A 17,038-nucleotide genomic window follows, 5' to 3' on the forward strand; every position below is an offset into this window, starting at 1 on the left:
CACTGGCGGCAGGCTGGTGAAGGGAGGACACAATGACAAGGACATTCAAAACGGCCACCAGGCGTAGTTTCATCGCCGGGGCAACGGCAGCAATTGCGGCACCGGCAATCCTGAGGGCGACGCGTGCTTATGCTGCGAACCCGACCTTGCGTGTCGGCAATGTCAGCCCGCGCACCGGACCGCTGGCTGGTTTTGCCGAGGCTGATGAATACGTGCTTCAGGCCATCCAACAAGTGTTCTCAGCCGGGTTGGACAACAACGGAAAAACTTGGAATGTCGAGATCATCTCGAAAGACAGCCAGTCCAACCCGAACCGAGCAGCAGAAGTCGCCGCAGACCTGATCCTAGGTGATGAAGTTGATATCATCGTGGCGGCGTCAACTCCGGACACAGTGAACCCTGTCGCCGACCAGGCAGAGATCAACGAAGTTCCCTGCATCACTACCGACTGTCCGTGGCAGCCGTATTTCTTTGGTCGCAACGGCGTTCCCGGTGAGGGTTTTGAAACCACCTATCACTTCTTCTGGGGCCTTGAGGATGTGATCGCCGCATTCCTTGATATGTGGGACAAAACTGGCGTGAACAAGACAGTTGGTGGTCTTTTCCCCAACGATGCCGACGGTAATGCTTGGGGCGATGCGGAACTGGGCCTGCCTAAACCGCTCGCCGCCGCCGGATACTCGCTCACCGATCCCGGTCGCTATCAGCCTCTGTCCGATGACTTCTCAAACCAGATCGCAGCGTTCAAGGCTGCTGGCTGCGAAATCGTCACTGGCAACATGATCCCCCCCGATTTCGCAACGTTCTGGAGCCAGGCCGCCCAGCAAGGCTTCAACCCCAAGGTCGTGACCATTGGCAAGGCACTTCTGTTCCCATCCGTCATTGAGTCGCTGGGTGACCGTGGTGACGGGCTATCGACCGAGGTCTGGTGGTCACCGCATCATCCGTTCTCGTCCTCACTCACAGGTATTTCTGCGAAGGACCTTGCCGAAGGTTATACGGCAAAGTCGGGCCGTCCTTGGACTCAACCCCTTGGCTTTAAACACGCTCTGTTCGAGGTCGTCGCGGACGTCATCAAACGGGCTGATGATCTGGAAGACCCGTCTTCGATCATTTCGGCAATCACATCCACCAACCTGAACACAATTGTGGGGCCGGTGAACTGGGGTGATGGGCCGATGAACAACGTCACCAAAACTCCGTTGGTCGGTGGCCAGTGGCAGAAGTCCGGAGACGCCTATGAGCTGCAAATCGTAGCAAACAGCACCGCGCCCGAAGTGCCGGTGACAGCAGACATGAAACTGCTGGGTTGACCAGGAATTCGGCACCAAACTTGATGCCGAACCCTCTATCCGAGAGACGCATGACGACGATCTTGAAACTCCAGGACCTGAGCAAGGCATTTGGCGCAGTCACTGTCGCCGATGCTATGAGCTATGAAGTCCAACAAGGCGAAGCGCTTGGGGTAATCGGCCCCAATGGTGCCGGCAAAACCTCGATGTTCAATCTGATCACTGGGACGCTCAAATCAAATTCCGGGGTGATAGAATTCAGTGGGCAGAACGTTACGAAATGGAGCGCGGCAAAGCGCAGCCATGCTGGTATTGCACGTTCTTTTCAGGTCCCGCAGCCATTTTCGGGAATGACCGTTTTTGAGAACGCGATGATCGCCGCCACGCAATCAGCTGGCATGCGTGGGCATCAGGCAGAACGGTTTTGTCTGGAAGTTCTGGACCAGACAGAGCTGCTGCCCAAGGCAAACGTTCTTGCCGGAAGCTTGACATTGCTGGAACGGAAACGCCTGGAACTGACACGTGCTTTGTGTGCCAAGCCCAAACTGCTGTTGCTCGATGAGATTGCAGGTGGTTTGACCGAAGCCGAGTGCAAGTCACTGGTTCAGACCATCAAAGATATCCATGCCTCTGGCGTTACCATCATTTGGATCGAACATGTCGTTCATGCGCTGCTGGCCGTTGTTGACCGCCTGATCGTTATCGACTTTGGCAAGAAGATCGCCGAGGGAGAGCCGCAGGCAATCATGGAAAGCGCCGAAGTCAAAGAAATCTATCTGGGGATCGAAGCTGATGCCTGATCCGATCCTCCAGACACGCGGTTTGAATTCTTACTATGGTGATTTCCAAGCGCTTTATGAGGTCGATCTGGACGTCGGCGAGGGCGAGGTTCTGGCCATCATCGGTGCGAACGGTGCAGGCAAGACAACCCTGATGCGTTCCATCACCGGGTTGCTTGCGAACCAACCGGAGCAGATCCAATACAGGGGCAGGGACATCAGCTGCCTTCGCGCAGATGAAGTCGCCGAATTAGGTCTGGCGATGGTGCCCGAAGGTCGTCAGCTGTTTCCGTCTTTATCGGTCAAAGAAAACCTAATGATCGGTGCTCAGGTTGGGCGCAAAGGTCCCTGGGATCTGCAAGCTGTCTACGACCTGTTTCCAATCCTGGATGAGCGCAAAGATCAGGCCTCAACATCGCTTTCCGGAGGTCAGCAGCAGATGGTCGCCATCGGGCGCGCGTTGATGGCCAATCCCGATCTGCTCCTCTTCGACGAAATCAGCCTCGGGCTGGCCCCGATCATCATCAAAGACATCTACGAAGCGCTGCCCGGCATCATCGGCGAGGGCATGAGCGCAATCATCGTCGAACAGGACATAACCAAGGCACTGTCGGTTTCAAGCCGGGTCTACTGTCTGCAAGAGGGGCGCGTTTCGCTAGAAAGTGCGTCCGACACCGTTTCGCGCGAAGACATTTCGCGCGCGTATTTCGGGATCGAATAATATGGAATGGCTGAACGCTATCGTGCAGGGAACTTTGCTGGGTGGGCTATACGCGCTGTTTGCCGCAGGTCTGTCGTTGATTTTTGGAGTCATGCGGCTCGTCAATATTGCTCATGGCGATTTGATTGTGCTGGCCGCGTACCTAGGGCTGACCGTGACGACCGCGACGGGGATGCATCCGATGGCCGCATTGGTGATCGTTGTTCCCGCTATGGCGGCAATCGGTTATGCCCTTCAACGCGGCCTGCTGAACCAAACTCTGGGCGACGATATTCTTCCACCGCTGCTTGTGACCTTTGGGCTTAGTGTAATTATCCAGAACGGGTTGCTGGAGGTCTACACCGCTGATCCGCAAGACCTTGATGCTGGTGCACTCGAAACTGCCAGCGTCGCAGTTGGAGGGTTGACGCTTGGCATCCTGCCGCTCTTGACCTTCGGGATCGCTGTTGCGGTGATCTGGGGGCTGCAATGGACTTTCTATCACACCGCACTCGGTCGTGCATTTCGAGCTGTGTCCGATAACCAAGACATCGCACAGCTTATGGGCCTCAATCGTCGGCACATCTTTGGACTGGCCATGGCGCTGGCCCTCGGCGTGACAGCAATCGCCGGTATTCTGCTTGGCATTCGGACAAGCTTTGACCCGTCCATCGGAGGCGGTCGCCTGATTTTTGGCTTTGAGGCTGTCATTATCGGTGGGCTTGGCAACCTTTGGGGCACGCTCATTGGTGGCGTCATTCTTGGTGTCGCGCAAACCATCGGAGCCAAGATTGATCCGGGCTGGCAAGTGCTGGCCGGCCATATTGCTTTCCTTGTCATTCTTGCCGTTCGTCCGAACGGCCTGTTCCCGAGGGTTTCCGGATGAATCTGCAAGAATATTCGGTTTCCCGTTCTTCGAAACCAGCCCGCGTTGCTGCGATCCTGGCCGCGATCAGCTTGCTTGTTTTAATTGCAGCCCCTTGGTGGGCAGGTCGCGCGGACATGCGCCTGATGGGTGAACTTTTCCTCTACCTATCCCTCGCCACCCTTTGGAACCTCATGGCGGGTTACGCTGGTCTCGTGTCGGTCGGTCAGCAGGCCTATGTCGGCATCGGTGGCTATATGCTGTTTGCACTGACGATGCTGGGCGGTTTGCATCCATTGGTTGCCATCGCAGCCGCAGGGGTCCTGGGAGCGTTGATCTCGATCCCGGTCGCCGTCCTGATCTTCAGGCTTCGGGGGGCATATTTTGCAATAGGCACCTGGGTCATCGCTGAAGTCTTCCGGCTGAGCTTCGCGCAAATCTCAGCGCTTGGTGGAGGGTCAGGATCTTCGCTGCCCGTTGCCATCGTGAAATCACTGGCGTCCGGGCGCGCGATGCGTGAGGCGCTGAGCTATTGGCTGGCACTCGGGGCCGCCGTGCTGGTTGTAACCGCCGTGTATCTCTTCCTGCGTTCGCGCCAAGGTTTGGCGTTGACGGCAATTCGGGACAACGAACTGGCCGCCGGTAGCCTTGGCATCGATATCTGGCGAACGAAGTTCATAGTGTACGTCGTCACGTCGGCATTCACGGCGATGATCGGCGCGCTGATCTTCTTGCAAAAGCTGCGCATATCGCCGGATGCGGCGTTCAGCGTCAATGATTGGACTGCCTTCGTCATCTTCATCGTAGTGATCGGCGGCATCGGTACCATCGAAGGACCGATCATCGGCACACTCGTCTTCTTTGCGCTGCGCGAAACGCTGGCCGACCTAGGAATAACTTACCTGATCGTTCTCGGCGTGGTCGCAATTGTCGTCATGCTCAAGGCACCAAAAGGCATCTGGGGCGCGATCCGTAGCCGCTATGATCTGCAACTTTTCCCGCTGGGCTATCGCGTAAAGCGCATCGGGCAATCCAAGGAAAACTGAATCCATGGCTCGTCAGAAAAAAACGATCATCACATGCGCTGTAACAGGAGCAATCCACACGCCCACCATGTCAGAGGCGCTGCCATACACTTATGATGACATCGCGAGGCAGGCGATCGAAGCCGCCGTGGCCGGTGCGTCGATCCTACACCTGCATGCCCGAAACCCTGAGGACGGGTCGCCATCGGTTGAACCTAATGACTTTGCGCCATTCCTGCCGCGCATAAAACAGGCCTCCGACGCGGTTGTGAACCTATCGACCGGTGGATCGCTGACATTATCCATTCAAGACCGGATCAACCCGGCCAAGACTTTCAGCCCCGAGATGTGCTCGATGAATATGGGTTCGATGAACTTCTCGTTTCATCCGCTGGCTCACCGATATGGCGATGACGATTGGAAGTTTGATTGGGAGAAGGACTATGTCGCGAACTCCGATCAGAACATCTTTCGCAATACGTTCCGGGACATTCGCGAGGCGGCGGAAACGCTTGCGCCGCACGACATCAAGTTCGAACATGAATGCTACGATGTGGGCCACTTGTATAACCTGAAATTCTGCATGGATATCGGGCTGTTTAAGGCACCCATTTTCATTCAGTTCATCTTTGGCATTCTCGGGGGCATTGGACCCGAAGTCGACAATCTGATCTTCATGAAACGTACTGCCGACCGGCTGTTCGGTGACGACTATCGGTGGTCGGTCTTGGGAGCAGGTGGAGCACAGATGTCCCTTGCCACGACGGCAAGCCAGATGGGTGGTAACCTTCGGGTCGGTCTTGAAGACAGTCTATTTATCTCTCGTGGAAAACTGGCCGAATGCAACGCTCAGCAAGTCGTTAAAATCCGACGTATTGTAGAAGATTTGGGCAGTCAGGTCGCGACCCCTGATGAAGCAAGGGAAATTCTGGACTTGAAAGGCGGAGACCGCGTCGCTTTCTGAAGGTAGGATGACCAATGACTACTTTCTTCGACCAACATTTTTTTGGAGTTTACGAAAGCCCAAGGAGTTTGAGCCATGCGATTGAAAGTTCTGACATTCAGTGCGCTTCTGACAGGATTTACGGCGGTTCAGGCTCATGCGCAAAACGCAGCTCGGGACATTACCAATCTCTTGCTCAGCAACCGATCAGCAGATTGCGCGGACTATGCTGGCGTGTATTCCGCTTCAGTGGAAGACGTCACCCGCCAGCAACATTTTAACTCCGAACTCGAAATCTCGGCAGATAGTCAGCAGTGTACTCTTAAGACCAATGGCATTCCTAACCATGATTTCAACGGGCCTACAGCCAACTTCGCCAACGATGTAAAGGAATTGTCAGGCACTTTTCGGGTTCCCAGAAATCCAGAAAAAGCCCCCAAACAAACTGCACTGTCGCAACGGAGTTATGATGCCATTTTGTTGAATGGCGTGCCGGTCGATTTGCTCTCGGCCGGGTGTTATCGCCCAAGCGGGCCGCGAGCAGACAAGAATGGCAACGTTTTGGCGGGGTGTCGAGACACGGATCCTTGGCTGCTCGATCCCCCGTCCTACGATCAGTATTTTGGTGTGGATCTTCACAATGCCCACGCCCAGCCCGACGGAAGGTATCATTACCATTCCAATCCAAATGCTCTGTTTTTGGATCACGACCTTGATAAGCCGTCACCAGTTATTGGCTTCGCAGCTGACGGCTTTCCGATCTACGGGACGATATTCAAAGACAGCGATGGCAAAATTAGACCGGCGATCTCTGGCTATGAACTTAAAACCACGCCGAGACCCGCTCCGCCTAAAGGGCCGGGTGGCACTCCGGACGGGACATACATCGACGACTACGAGTTCACCGGGGCTGGCGACCTGGATGAGTGCAATGGCATGATTGTGGATGGTGAGTATGGATACTATGTCACTACAAGCTATCCATGGGTGCTGAACTGTTTGGTCGGACAACCTGACCAGTCATTTGACAAAAGGCGGTGAGTTGTCTTGGCTCTTCCAATCACCGAAAGTCTATTAGAGTCAAGTTTACAAGCTCTCAAAAACTTTGATGGCGCCATCTGATTTGTCTGTGTGGTGATGGGCAATCGTCCAACTGCCCCCAATACGGCGAAATACGTTTGTGGCTCTGTGTGCGACTTCGACCCGTTTGCTTCAAGGGAGGAAAGTCCCTTTTTCTAACCCAACTTCATAAACAAAGTGACCAAATGTGAAGATGATGCGTTCCTTCATTTCAACCATCCCACATTCAAAAAATTCTGCGGCATTCTTCTATGCAATCCAAATAGCATCCAAGCCCACTTCGCTCCTACCATTGGGGCGCATCGCTGTAACGCCATGGCTAAGTAACCATACGCTGCTCATTGGTCTCGGATTCTTGTTGAACACGCTATTCAGCGCCGAACAAATTTCTTCAGACGCAGCAAGAATTTCGTCGTTTTGTGCCATGAACCTTCTCAGAAACTCAATTTGGCTAACCGCCACGTTAGTTGGTTCGAGACGACCGTGTTCCTGAGACCGCTGTTGGTGATGGCAGTTAGGTCAACGTCAAGGCCACGGCCGGAAGATCGTACGCGGCTTTTTTGCTGAATGTTACAGCCTGTTCGAATGAACATTATGTGCCACTTCCATGTATCCATCTCGCTGGTTGAAAGACTTATACTATCCACTTCTAAAGTGGCCAGAAAGAAAGCTTGTCGCAAGTTTTACTCAAACAAAAGGGCCCCTTGTAGGTCAAAGTGTTTCGGGAACATTGCGTGCAGAAATCGAAAAACAATTCTCATTGCTTCGTCGCGATCGAATGAATCCGGGTGGAGTAGGTAATCTGTCCACATGCCTTCCAGCATTGCGAGTGTGCCGTGCGTAGCATCCCTAGCAACTTGATTAGGGTGTTCGGTTCCAGCTTCTTTCGCAATTCGAGCGAAAGCGTTGAAAACCAGATTACGAAGCTTAGCGTCGCGGGTATCTGAAAACGCAGCGATTGCCGCTCTGTTTCGGGCCTCGCCTCGAAACGCGTACCAAATGGAAACATTTTTCTTATTGAGAATGGCTTCACTCAAGTCGCCCCGAACAATCATCTCAATATGTTCTTGTCCGGTTTGCCCAGTCGTTTCCAACAGGTCATAAATTCCATTGTAGTATTGTTCGGATGAATAGCGGGCCGCTTCGTCAACCAAATTGTCTTTACCGCCAAAATGAAGGTGAATCATGCCGCGGGACAGTTCGGCGCGTTGAATGATTTCGCTGACGGAAGTCTCGGAAATCCCTTTTTCTGCAACCGAGTCGAGTACTGCCTCGATCAGGGAAAGGCGGTTTCGCTCGCGTATTTCTTGTCGTCTTCCAGTCATTGGATCAGGCGGCTCTGTTTGTTTTCAGTCTCTTGCGGTGTCTTCTAATGGCCAGTGTGAAATTGGCCATCCCCAGTTGCGAAATTATCAGTTGACACAGCTAGTCCAAAAATTCCAGATTTAAATGGACAATTGTCCATTTTGTGATCGACATTGTCGTGCCACCGAAAACGAAGCTCAGCAGGGAAGCATGGCCGGAGTACTACGAAGTGAAACGGGCAAGGGCCTGGCACTGAGCGCGCCTGCGACGCTCTATGTCGGCCTGCTCGTGGCTGTTCCACTTTGCATTCTTGTCGCCTACAGCTTTTGGACCCAGACCTATGTCGAGATTGACCGCACACTGACCTGGGCGAATTACCAAGAGGCGTTTACCGACCCGCTGGTTCGACATCTGATGGTCCGGTCGGTCGCGATTGCGGGGGCAGTGACATTGGCGACGGTCGGTCTGGCCTATCCGATTGCCTACTTCATCGCATTTCGGACGCAGAAAAAAACCCTCTGGCTATTGCTGATTACCATCCCGTTTTGGAGCAGCTACCTGCTGCGGGTGTTCAGCTGGAAATTGATCCTTGGCTTCAATGGGGTGATGAACTCAGCATTGATTTCGCTGGGGCTGATAGAGGAGCCGCTTACATTCCTGCTCTACAATGAATTCGCCGTTGTCCTTACACTTGCACATGCCTGGGCGCCGTTTGCGATCCTGCCGATTTATGTGTCGCTGCAAAAGATCGACCGCAGCCTCTTGGAGGCCGCAACCGATTTAGGGTGCAGCAAGTTGGAACGGTTTGTGCGCGTAACTTTGCCCCTGACGGCGCCAGGGATCATCGCCGCTTGCTTGATCATATTCATCCCCACGGTTGGCGACTATGTCACGCCAGCCCTGGTCGGCGGTTCGCAGGGAAAAATGGTGGCCAATTTGATCCAGGTTCAGTTTGGCGCGGCCAATAATTGGCCATTGGGTGCAACCCTGTCCCTGCTTGCAATGCTTTCGGTCGGTTGCGTCGCAATCCTGTTTGTGGTGGTCGTCACCGCACTGGGGCGGAGGATCAGATGACCAAGGCTATTCGTATCCCATGGTTGCTTGTTTACGCGAACGCCTATCTGGTGTTTCTGTACCTGCCAGTTCTGCTCTTGCCGCTGTTTTCATTTAATGACGGAACCATCGTGGCTTTCCCGCTAAAGGGGTTCACGTTGAAGTGGTACGCGCAGTTGGGTCAGCAAGACACGTTGCTGCAGGCGATGGTCAATTCGCTGATCGTCGGCAGTGTGACTGCCTTGATGGCGACGTCTCTGGGCCTGTTCGCCGCGCGCGCCTATGTCCGGTACCGTTTCAAAGGACGGGAGTTCTCCGAAGGTCTGGTCATGCTCCCGCTGGTCGTGCCCGGTATCATTGTCGCCAGCTCGATGCTGGTTCTGTTCATCAGTATCGGTTTGAAGCCATCGCTGACAACGGTGATCCTTGGGCATGTGTTCGTGGCACTGCCCTTCTCCGTGTCGATCATGAAATCTGCATTTGACGATTTCGACCAGTCTTTGGAGGAGGCCGCGTTCGACCTTGGTGAAAGCGTCGTGGGTACGTTTCGGCGTGTTACCTTGCCAATCGTCGCGCCCGGCATCATCGCCAGCCTGCTGGTGACGTTCACCGTGTCGTTTGATGAATTTGTCCTGGCCTTTTTCCTATCCGGGAACAGCCCGACATTGCCGGTCTATATCTGGAGCCAGATCCGCTTTCCGGCAAAATTGCCCAACACGTTGGCGCTGGGGTCGCTGCTTTTACTGTCTTCAGTCCTGCTGCTGTTGATTGCCGAATACTTCCGCCGCCGTTCCATCCAATCCTCTGATTGAAGCCAAAGGAAACGAGTAAGATGAGCGAACAGAACATCATCGAAATTCAGGGCGTCGAAAAACGCTTTGGTTCCTTTGTGGCTGTGTCTGATCTGAACCTGACCTTGAAAGAGGGTGAGTTCTTTTCGCTGCTTGGGCCTTCGGGCTGCGGTAAGACAACAGCGTTGCGCATTATTGCAGGTTTTCAAGATCACGAAGAAGGCGAGATCCGAATCGATGGTCGAACGATGGGAGAGGTGCCTGCCAACAAGCGCCCCACCAATATGGTGTTCCAAAGCTACGCGATCTTTCCGCACCTGAATGTCGGCGACAATGTTGGTTTTGGATTACGCAAGACAAAGCTCTCGCGGAAGGAAATCAAAGAACGCGTGGCCGAGGCGCTTGAGATGGTTGAGCTTGGCGGATTGCAGGACCGCAAGGCCAATGAGTTATCCGGTGGTCAGCGGCAACGTGTGGCGCTCGCTCGTGCGCTTGTCATGCGACCGAAGGTTTTGCTGCTGGATGAGCCTTTATCAGCGCTGGACAAAAATCTGCGCGAAGCGATGCAGTTGGAAATGCGCCGTCTGCAGCAGAAGCTTGGAATTACCTTCGTGATGGTCACGCATGATCAATACGAGGCGATGACCATGTCCGATCGGATCGGCGTCATGTTCGCTGGACAGCTCAAGCAAGTGGATAAGCCTGAGGTTCTGTATTCCCAACCTTGTAACCGGGAAGTGGCCTCTTTCATCGGCGGAATGAACTTTCTCGATGCCGAGGTAACGGCAGAGAACCCTGAAGCGCTGGAAGTCAACGTTCAGGGCTTTGGGCAGATGACGATCGGAGTGAACCCAAATGTTCAGGTGCATGACAAAGAACTTCTTGTCGGCGTTCGGCCTGAGCAATTGGAAATCAGTGCGGAAAAACCGGATGGGTACGATGCTCTTGTTCAAGGCGAGGTCTCGGACGTCGCCTTCTATGGTGAGAGCGTCCACTACTATGTGCGCGTCGATCGTCTGAAAGAAAGCATCGCCGTCGCAGTGCCAAACTATTTTCACACAGTCGATCACAACCGCGGCGACACCGTCTGGCTTGGCGTTCAAAGCGCCTCGGTGATCGACTTGGGCAAACGCTAGTCTTTGGGAGGAGACAAATGAGTAAAACAGCATCACTTACGGCAGCAGTAGTTGGCATCTTTACCGCCAGCCAAGCGCTAGCAAATGCCGCTGATCTGACCGTTTTTGACTGGTCCGGATACGAGGATCAGGGCTTCTACGGCGACTATGTCGAAAAGTACGGCGGCGCGCCCAGCTATACTTATTTCGGCAGCGTGGAAGAGGCGTTTACCAAGCTTCAGTCCGGGTTTGAAGCCGATTTGGCTCATCCCTGCACGGACGCTCTGAGAAAATGGGTGGCGGCGGATATGCTCAAGCCGATCGACACCAACAAGCTAGAGAACTGGGACAAGTTGATGCCCAAGATCAAAGAGGTCGACGGCATCACGATTGACGGGCAGACCTACATGGTGCCTTTCGAATGGGGCAACACCGGCCTGATCTATCGCACCGATATGATTTCGGCGGACGATGTTTCACTGCAATTACTTGCCGATCCCGCCTATCAGGGTAAAGTTGCCATTCCAGACGCCGCCTCCAGTGCCTTTGCAATGGCGGCACTGGCAACCGGCGCCTCCAGCTATACCGACATGAGCGACGAGGAATTCCAGAAAGCTGCAGATTATCTGCGCGCGATTCATCCGAACGTACGCTTTTATTGGTCTGACGCCGGCCAACTGGATCAGGCAATTGCCAGCGGTGAGGTCACGTTGGGTTGGGGATGGAACCAATCGGAACTGAACCTGATCTGGAACGAAACGCCAGCGGCCATGATGCGTGATGTGGACAAAGGTATCGCAACTTGGGTCTGCGGTTATGTGCATCTGAAATCTGCAAAACAGTCGGATGAGCAAGTCTATGACATGCTGAACGCGCTCAGCTCTGCCGCAAGCGGTAAATACATCATCGAAAGCTGGGGATACGCACACGCCAACGAGGACGCGTTTGCCCAAGCTGACCCGGAACTGATCGAAACCTACGGGTTCTCGGATGTGGACAGCTTCTTTGAAGGCAGCCTTTTCTTTGACGCTGTTAACCCCGAGTTGGAGGCCAAGATGTTGAAGGAATTCGAGCGCATCAAAGCTGGCTTCTAAAGGCACTCTTACAACACAGCCGGGAATGGTGGGGACGTAGGAAACCTTCCATTCCCACGAAACTAATTCCGATTTTCTTGGAGGAAGCGCGGTAATGTCAGGCGCTGACGGATATTCTGTTCTCTTCGAACCGGTTCAGATCGGGCCAGTAACGGCTCGTAACCGGTTCTACCAAGTGCCCCACTGCAATGGTTTGGGTCATTTGCGACCTCAGGCCGAAGCTGCCATGCGGGCGATGAAAGCCGAGGGCGGTTGGGCGGTTGTATCCACTCAGGAGGCTGAGATTCATCCGACTTCGGATTTGTCTCCTTATTCTGAAAACCGAATTTGGGACGATCAGGATATTCCAGCACTGCGTCTAATAACCGACTCAATTCATGAGAAGGGCTCGCTTGCGGCAATCCAATTGGCGCATAACGGTCACCATGCCCAAAACCACCTGACCCGTGCGCCCTTGCTGGCCCCATCAGAACTTGTCCTGCAGACCCCATACCCGAAACAGGCCAGAGCCATGGACAAGTCGGATATTCGTGAGTTCCGCAAGTGGCATCGCGCTGCGGCTCGTCGCTCGCGCGAAGCCGGGTTCGACATTGTGTATGTCTATGCCGGGCATCACATGACATTGCCTCATCATTTTCTGCTGCCACAGTTCAATGATCGGACGGATGAATATGGAGGTTCGTTGGAGAACCGGGTGCGACTGACCTACGAGCTTCTGGAAGAAACCAAGGAGGAGGTTGGAGACAATTGCGCCATTGCCTTGCGGTTTGCGGTTGATGAAATGCTTGGGTCAGACGGCATGCAAGCGCAGGAAGAAGGCCGTGCTGTAGTCGAATTTCTGGCCGAGCTTCCAGACCTTTGGGATGTTAACGTAGCGGATTGGAGCAACGATTCTGCGACGACCCGGTTCGAGCCCCGCGACGGCTTTCAAACCTCATATATCGAATTTGTGAAACAAGTGACCTCTAAGCCTGTTGTCGGCGTCGGGCGTCTAACGTCTCCGGACTTGATGGCGTCACTGGTCAGGAAGGGTATCCTTGATTTTATCGGCGCGGCGCGACCATCCATCGCTGATCCGTTTCTGCCCAACAAGATCAAGGAAGGTCGCATCGAAGAAATCCGCGAATGCATTGGTTGTAACATCTGTGTTTCATCCGATTCTCTCGGCGTCCCCATACGCTGCACACAAAACCCGACTATGGGCGAAGAGTGGCGGAGGAAATGGCATCCTGAGATCATTGAGCGTCGGGTAGAAGAGGAAGCTGCGCTCGTTGTCGGCAGTGGACCAGCCGGGCTTGAATGCGCCATGCAATTGGCGCGTCGGGGCTACGAGGTAACTCTGGCGGAAGCAAAGCAAGAGCTTGGCGGCCGCGTGTTGCAGGAAGCTAGCCTGATCGGGCTATCCGCCTGGAAGCGCGTGACAGATCACAGAATTTACGACCTGCAACAACGCGGGAACGTTCATCTGTTCACCGACAGCCGACTGTCAGCCAGTGAGGTCGTCGAACTGGGTATTACGAACGTCTTTGTTGCAACGGGCGCAAAATGGCGACGAGACGGGCGCGGAAAATCTGCATTCCACGGTGTGTCAATCGATTCAGGTTCTCAGGTTTTCACTCCGGATGATGTTATGGCCGGGGTCATGCTGCAGGACGGCCCCATTTTGGTCTACGATGATGATCAAGCCTATCTCGGTGGAGTCTTGGCGGATCATTTGGCTCAGGCCGGGCGAGAGGTTTTCTTTGTGACGCCGGCCTCAATAGTTTCGCCGTTTACCGAATTGACGTTGGAGCAGACTAAAGTGCAACGCAGTCTGTTGGAAAAAGGCGTTCACCTAAATCTGTCCCAGACTTTGGTCGATGTCGCGCCAGGTCAGGCGACATTGCAGTGCGTCTACACGGGGCGAGAGAATTTCATTGAATGCGGCTCCGTCGTTCTGGTGACGCAACGAATGCGAGAAACCGCCCTTTACGACAAGCTTTGCGGGTTGAATGAAAGTCCGCTGCGTACGTTGGAATTAATCGGAGATGCCGCGAACCCGGGCTTGATCGCGGACGCTGTATACTCGGGTCACATGGCTGCTCGAAATTTCGAACGTAACGCGGACGACATCGACCGTGAATTCTTCCGCCGGGAAATCGTTTCCCTTGAATCTGCATGAGGTGCGCAATGCCAAAAGATGACTTGCAAGTAATGCGCGACTTGATGGACGCGCAACGGGAGGGGTTCGCCTTGCCTCGACACTTCTATACGTCTCAAGCAGTATACGAGAACGATATCGACGCGTTCTGGAACCGTAACTGGATCTGGGTCGGCCACGTTAGTCAGGTCGTTGAACCGGGCGACTATTTCCTGTTCGACTATGGGCCCGAGTCCATCATTGTCGTTCGGGATCGTGAGGGCGAGGTGCGAGCGCATTTGAACGTATGTCGCCACCGAGGATCGCGGGTTTGCATTGAACAACAAGGCAAGGTGCGCAACTTCATATGCCCTTATCATGCATGGACTTTTGACCTGAACGGCAAGCTACGAAACGGGCGATCGATGGGACAGGACTTTGACCCTAGCCAGTACGGGTTGTTCCCTGTTCAGGTGAAGATTTTTCAGAGCCTGATCTTTGTCTGCGCCACAGAAGATGCTCCGCCGCTGGATGCTGCCCTGGAAAGGCTGACCCCGCTTTCGAAGCCGTTCGATTTTGAAAACCTGAAAGTCGCGCACGAGGCATCATACCCGGTTCCGGCGAACTGGAAACTGGCCCTTGAGAACTACTTGGAATGCTATCACTGCGCGCCGTCCCATCAGGACTATTCGCGTAGCCATTCCCTGAAAGATCCAGCCCAGGTTCTGGAGTTTAGCGGGGCATTGAATGAACGGATGAAAGAAGCCGGAGTGCCCACCGAGGAACTTGATCTGACAGGAGAAAATGCGGACGCGCCGGGCGCAGATGTTTATTGGCGGCGCTACCCTTTGTTCCCCGGCTATGTGACCGGCAGCAAGGATGGAGCGCCTCTGGCGCCGCCTTTGGGCGAACTGAAATCCCACGATGGCGGAGCAACTGATCTGGGGATCGGCACACTGAACTACTTCCTCGTCTATGCAGATCACATGGTCGGGTATCGCTTCGTCCCTCGCGCGCTGCAGGAAACGGATATTCAGATCGTTTGGTACGTACGCGGAGGCGCTGAAGAGGGTCGCGACTATGACAAGGATACTCTGACATGGCTTTGGCATGTCACGTCGCTCGATGACGAGCGGATCATACGACACAATCAGGAAGGCGTGAACTCGCACCATTTCGTCCCAGGGCCGTTGTCCGAGATGGAGTGGAGCATCCCCGGGTTTTATCGCAATTACTTCAGCATGATCTGACACGCTCAGAATTCGGAGAAATACTATGACAGAGTTGACGAAGCGCAGATCAAGACGGCGCGGGGGTGGGCGTGAAGCACGTGCAGCTGTGCGAACCAGCAACGTCGCCTCGCAAGCAATCTGGCCGGGCATTTCGGGTGGGCGGTACAAGCCCCTTTCAGACGCTGACATGTCGCGCATTCATGAAGCCGCTCTTGGCATTCTGGAGCGTACGGGTGTCGGTGATCCAACGCAGGAAGTTCTTGATCTCGTGCTGCCCAAAGGGGCGATGGTGAACGAGCATGGTAGGTTGTGCTTCCCTCGCGCGTTGATGGAAGACCTTTTGGCGAAGGCTGCCAGCGAGTTCTATGTCCACGCACGCGGCTCGCGAGCCGGTAAGGACGACATGCACTGCACCAAGGACAAGGTGTATTACGCAAACTCCGGTACTGCTGTGACAACTTTCGACGCGGAGACTCGCAGTTTCCGGCCATCAACACTCAAGGACATTTACGACTTTACCCGATTGGTTGACCGGCTCGACAACATCCACATGACCGGTGATACGGTTCTGGCAACGGATGTGCCGCAGGACTACGAGCATGACATGAGCATGCTCTACGCCATTCTGGCGGGTAGCGAAAAACCATCTTGCCTGACGTTCCGTACTCGAGAGCACATTCAGGACGCGATTCATCTGTTCGATCTGGCATCAGGCGGGGAGGGCAAATTCTTCGAGAAACCCTCGGTCATTTTTGGCGGTTGTCCCATAGTGTCCCCGCTCCGGTTCGGGCGGGAAAATTTGGAGATCCTGATTGATACAGCGAAGATGGGGCTTGTCTGCGATTTGGCTGTTCCACCGCAAGCTGGGGCGACGTCGCCTGCGCCTCTGGCCGGGACTTTGGCGCAAGCCGTCGCCGAGACTCTATCTTGCGTCGCCATTGCCAACCTGATTAACCCGGGCACCCCCGTTGTCTTTGCAGCTTGGCCGTTTATTACCGATCTGCGCACTGGATCGTTTACAGGCGGCAGTGGTGAGCAGGCGTTGATATCCGCGGCAGCTATCCAAATGGGCAATTTCTACAACCTGCCGACCAGCGTCGGATGTGGTATGACGGATTCCAAAATCCCCGATGCGCAATATGGTCTAGAAAAAGCTCTGACATTCGCTTTGGCGGCTCATGCCGGTGCCAACCGGCTCTGCGAGTTTGGCGGAATGCTCGGCAGCCTGATGGGCTGTAGCTTTGAGTCGATGGTCATCGACAACGAAGCTGCGGGCATGATCTCACGGACGCTTCGCGGGATTGAGGTGAGTGATGAAACGCTTTCAGTCGACGTCATCCATGAATGCGCGATCAATCCCGGACATTTCCTCGGTAATACTCAGACATTGCAGTACATGGAAACCGAGTATGTCTACCCGACACTGATGGACCGCGAGCTGACTGATACTTGGGAGAAAGCGGGTCGTCAGGACATGTTCGAGCGTAGCCGATCCGTAGTGGATGACATTCTGTCCAATCACTACCCGAATTACTTTGGTAGCAAGGCGGACGAAGAGGTTCGGTCCAAGTTCCCGATCAAATTGCCCCGTGATGCAATGCGCGCTGGATAAGCGCTGCTGCAGGTAGGGCAGGCTTCGCGGTTG

At 54.4% G+C, this 17,038-nt stretch carries 16 protein-coding genes and 1 pseudogene; 14 read left to right on the top strand and 3 right to left on the bottom strand.

Annotated features, from left to right (window positions below; genetic code table 11):
- Positions 1 to 32: 32 nt before the first annotated feature.
- The 7 genes from ACR0MP_RS10870 to ACR0MP_RS10900 all read left to right on the top strand — a co-directional run bounded on the left by ACR0MP_RS10870 (position 33) and on the right by ACR0MP_RS10900 (position 6,645).
- Positions 33 to 1,313, top strand: coding sequence for an ABC transporter substrate-binding protein (locus ACR0MP_RS10870; RefSeq protein WP_170402675.1), 1,281 nt, complete (start codon positions 33 to 35; stop codon positions 1,311 to 1,313).
- Between the two features lie 50 nt (positions 1,314 to 1,363).
- The gene (locus ACR0MP_RS10875; protein WP_170402672.1) at positions 1,364 to 2,092 is read left to right on the top strand and encodes an ABC transporter ATP-binding protein; all 729 of its coding nucleotides are present in this window, start codon (positions 1,364 to 1,366) and stop codon (positions 2,090 to 2,092) included.
- Positions 2,085 to 2,792 carry a branched-chain amino acid ABC transporter ATP-binding protein gene (locus tag ACR0MP_RS10880; RefSeq protein WP_170402669.1) on the top strand — a complete coding sequence of 236 codons (708 nt, stop codon included), beginning with the start codon at positions 2,085 to 2,087 and terminating at the stop codon, positions 2,790 to 2,792. Before ACR0MP_RS10875 ends, ACR0MP_RS10880 begins: the two co-directional genes overlap by 8 nt.
- 1 nt (position 2,793) lies before the next feature.
- Positions 2,794 to 3,657, top strand: a complete 864-nt coding sequence (locus ACR0MP_RS10885) for a branched-chain amino acid ABC transporter permease (protein WP_170402666.1) — start codon at positions 2,794 to 2,796, stop codon at positions 3,655 to 3,657.
- A complete protein-coding gene (locus ACR0MP_RS10890; RefSeq protein WP_170402663.1) occupies positions 3,654 to 4,682 on the top strand; it encodes a branched-chain amino acid ABC transporter permease in 1,029 nt (342 codons plus the stop codon). Before ACR0MP_RS10885 ends, ACR0MP_RS10890 begins: the two co-directional genes overlap by 4 nt.
- Before the next feature lie 4 nt (positions 4,683 to 4,686).
- Positions 4,687 to 5,625, top strand: coding sequence for a 3,5-dioxohexanoate:acetyl-CoA acetone transferase (kce, locus tag ACR0MP_RS10895; protein WP_170402660.1), 939 nt, complete (start codon positions 4,687 to 4,689; stop codon positions 5,623 to 5,625).
- Between the two features lie 75 nt (positions 5,626 to 5,700).
- Positions 5,701 to 6,645, top strand: coding sequence for a YHYH protein (locus ACR0MP_RS10900; protein ID WP_170402656.1), 945 nt, complete (start codon positions 5,701 to 5,703; stop codon positions 6,643 to 6,645).
- Positions 6,646 to 6,690: 45 nt separating this feature from the next.
- Here the strand turns inward: ACR0MP_RS10900 and ACR0MP_RS10905 are convergent.
- From ACR0MP_RS10905 to ACR0MP_RS10915, 3 genes and pseudogenes are all read right to left on the bottom strand, one after another.
- A pseudogene (locus ACR0MP_RS10905) lies at positions 6,691 to 6,795 on the bottom strand (nuclear transport factor 2 family protein); the annotation flags it as partial.
- Positions 6,796 to 6,933: 138 nt separating this feature from the next.
- Positions 6,934 to 7,110 carry a hypothetical protein gene (locus tag ACR0MP_RS10910; RefSeq protein WP_170402653.1) on the bottom strand — a complete coding sequence of 59 codons (177 nt, stop codon included), beginning with the start codon at positions 7,108 to 7,110 and terminating at the stop codon, positions 6,934 to 6,936.
- 257 nt (positions 7,111 to 7,367) lie between these two features.
- Positions 7,368 to 8,009, bottom strand: coding sequence for a TetR family transcriptional regulator C-terminal domain-containing protein (locus ACR0MP_RS10915; protein ID WP_170402650.1), 642 nt, complete (start codon positions 8,007 to 8,009; stop codon positions 7,368 to 7,370).
- 190 nt (positions 8,010 to 8,199) lie between these two features.
- Between ACR0MP_RS10915 and ACR0MP_RS10920 the strand changes: the two genes are divergently transcribed.
- From ACR0MP_RS10920 to ACR0MP_RS10950, 7 genes are all read left to right on the top strand, one after another.
- A complete protein-coding gene (locus ACR0MP_RS10920; RefSeq protein ID WP_170402647.1) occupies positions 8,200 to 9,063 on the top strand; it encodes an ABC transporter permease in 864 nt (287 codons plus the stop codon).
- Entirely contained in the window at positions 9,060 to 9,854 is a 795-nt protein-coding gene (locus ACR0MP_RS10925) for an ABC transporter permease (protein ID WP_480886766.1), read from the top strand. The genes ACR0MP_RS10920 and ACR0MP_RS10925 overlap by 4 nt, the downstream gene beginning before the upstream one ends.
- 20 nt (positions 9,855 to 9,874) lie before the next feature.
- A complete protein-coding gene (locus ACR0MP_RS10930) occupies positions 9,875 to 10,969 on the top strand; it encodes an ABC transporter ATP-binding protein (RefSeq protein ID WP_480886767.1) in 1,095 nt (364 codons plus the stop codon).
- Between the two features lie 17 nt (positions 10,970 to 10,986).
- On the top strand, positions 10,987 to 12,042 hold the full coding sequence (locus ACR0MP_RS10935; protein WP_170402638.1) for an extracellular solute-binding protein: 1,056 nt from the start codon (positions 10,987 to 10,989) through the stop codon (positions 12,040 to 12,042).
- A 94-nt stretch (positions 12,043 to 12,136) separates the two neighbouring features.
- Positions 12,137 to 14,203: an oxidoreductase gene (locus tag ACR0MP_RS10940; protein WP_480886768.1), complete on the top strand. Its 2,067-nt coding sequence runs from the start codon at positions 12,137 to 12,139 to the stop codon at positions 14,201 to 14,203.
- A gap of 8 nt (positions 14,204 to 14,211) precedes the next feature.
- Positions 14,212 to 15,411 (top strand): aromatic ring-hydroxylating oxygenase subunit alpha, encoded by a 1,200-nt coding sequence (locus ACR0MP_RS10945; protein ID WP_480886770.1) that lies wholly within the window; start codon positions 14,212 to 14,214, stop codon positions 15,409 to 15,411.
- Between the two features lie 25 nt (positions 15,412 to 15,436).
- Positions 15,437 to 17,005 carry a trimethylamine methyltransferase family protein gene (locus ACR0MP_RS10950; RefSeq protein ID WP_170402627.1) on the top strand — a complete coding sequence of 523 codons (1,569 nt, stop codon included), beginning with the start codon at positions 15,437 to 15,439 and terminating at the stop codon, positions 17,003 to 17,005.
- Positions 17,006 to 17,038: the final 33 nt, after the last annotated feature.

The organism is Ruegeria sp. K3, assembly GCF_056531845.1.

What these genes read in the sequence shown, in the direction of transcription:
- ACR0MP_RS10925 (WP_480886766.1), top strand. Translation starts at nt 9,060, where the DNA reads ATGACCAAGGCTATTCGTATCCCATGGTTGCTTGTTTACGCGAACGCC.
- ACR0MP_RS10880 (WP_170402669.1), top strand. Translation starts at nt 2,085, where the DNA reads ATGCCTGATCCGATCCTCCAGACACGCGGTTTGAATTCTTACTATGGT.
- ACR0MP_RS10950 (WP_170402627.1), top strand. Translation starts at nt 15,437, where the DNA reads ATGACAGAGTTGACGAAGCGCAGATCAAGACGGCGCGGGGGTGGGCGT.
- ACR0MP_RS10920 (WP_170402647.1), top strand. Translation starts at nt 8,200, where the DNA reads ATGGCCGGAGTACTACGAAGTGAAACGGGCAAGGGCCTGGCACTGAGC.
- kce (WP_170402660.1), top strand. Translation starts at nt 4,687, where the DNA reads ATGGCTCGTCAGAAAAAAACGATCATCACATGCGCTGTAACAGGAGCA.
- ACR0MP_RS10910 (WP_170402653.1), bottom strand. Translation starts at nt 7,110, where the DNA reads ATGGCACAAAACGACGAAATTCTTGCTGCGTCTGAAGAAATTTGTTCG.
- ACR0MP_RS10945 (WP_480886770.1), top strand. Translation starts at nt 14,212, where the DNA reads ATGCCAAAAGATGACTTGCAAGTAATGCGCGACTTGATGGACGCGCAA.
- ACR0MP_RS10930 (WP_480886767.1), top strand. Translation starts at nt 9,875, where the DNA reads ATGAGCGAACAGAACATCATCGAAATTCAGGGCGTCGAAAAACGCTTT.
- ACR0MP_RS10900 (WP_170402656.1), top strand. Translation starts at nt 5,701, where the DNA reads ATGCGATTGAAAGTTCTGACATTCAGTGCGCTTCTGACAGGATTTACG.
- ACR0MP_RS10940 (WP_480886768.1), top strand. Translation starts at nt 12,137, where the DNA reads ATGTCAGGCGCTGACGGATATTCTGTTCTCTTCGAACCGGTTCAGATC.
- ACR0MP_RS10935 (WP_170402638.1), top strand. Translation starts at nt 10,987, where the DNA reads ATGAGTAAAACAGCATCACTTACGGCAGCAGTAGTTGGCATCTTTACC.
- ACR0MP_RS10875 (WP_170402672.1), top strand. Translation starts at nt 1,364, where the DNA reads ATGACGACGATCTTGAAACTCCAGGACCTGAGCAAGGCATTTGGCGCA.
- ACR0MP_RS10890 (WP_170402663.1), top strand. Translation starts at nt 3,654, where the DNA reads ATGAATCTGCAAGAATATTCGGTTTCCCGTTCTTCGAAACCAGCCCGC.
- ACR0MP_RS10885 (WP_170402666.1), top strand. Translation starts at nt 2,794, where the DNA reads ATGGAATGGCTGAACGCTATCGTGCAGGGAACTTTGCTGGGTGGGCTA.
- ACR0MP_RS10870 (WP_170402675.1), top strand. Translation starts at nt 33, where the DNA reads ATGACAAGGACATTCAAAACGGCCACCAGGCGTAGTTTCATCGCCGGG.
- ACR0MP_RS10915 (WP_170402650.1), bottom strand. Translation starts at nt 8,009, where the DNA reads ATGACTGGAAGACGACAAGAAATACGCGAGCGAAACCGCCTTTCCCTG.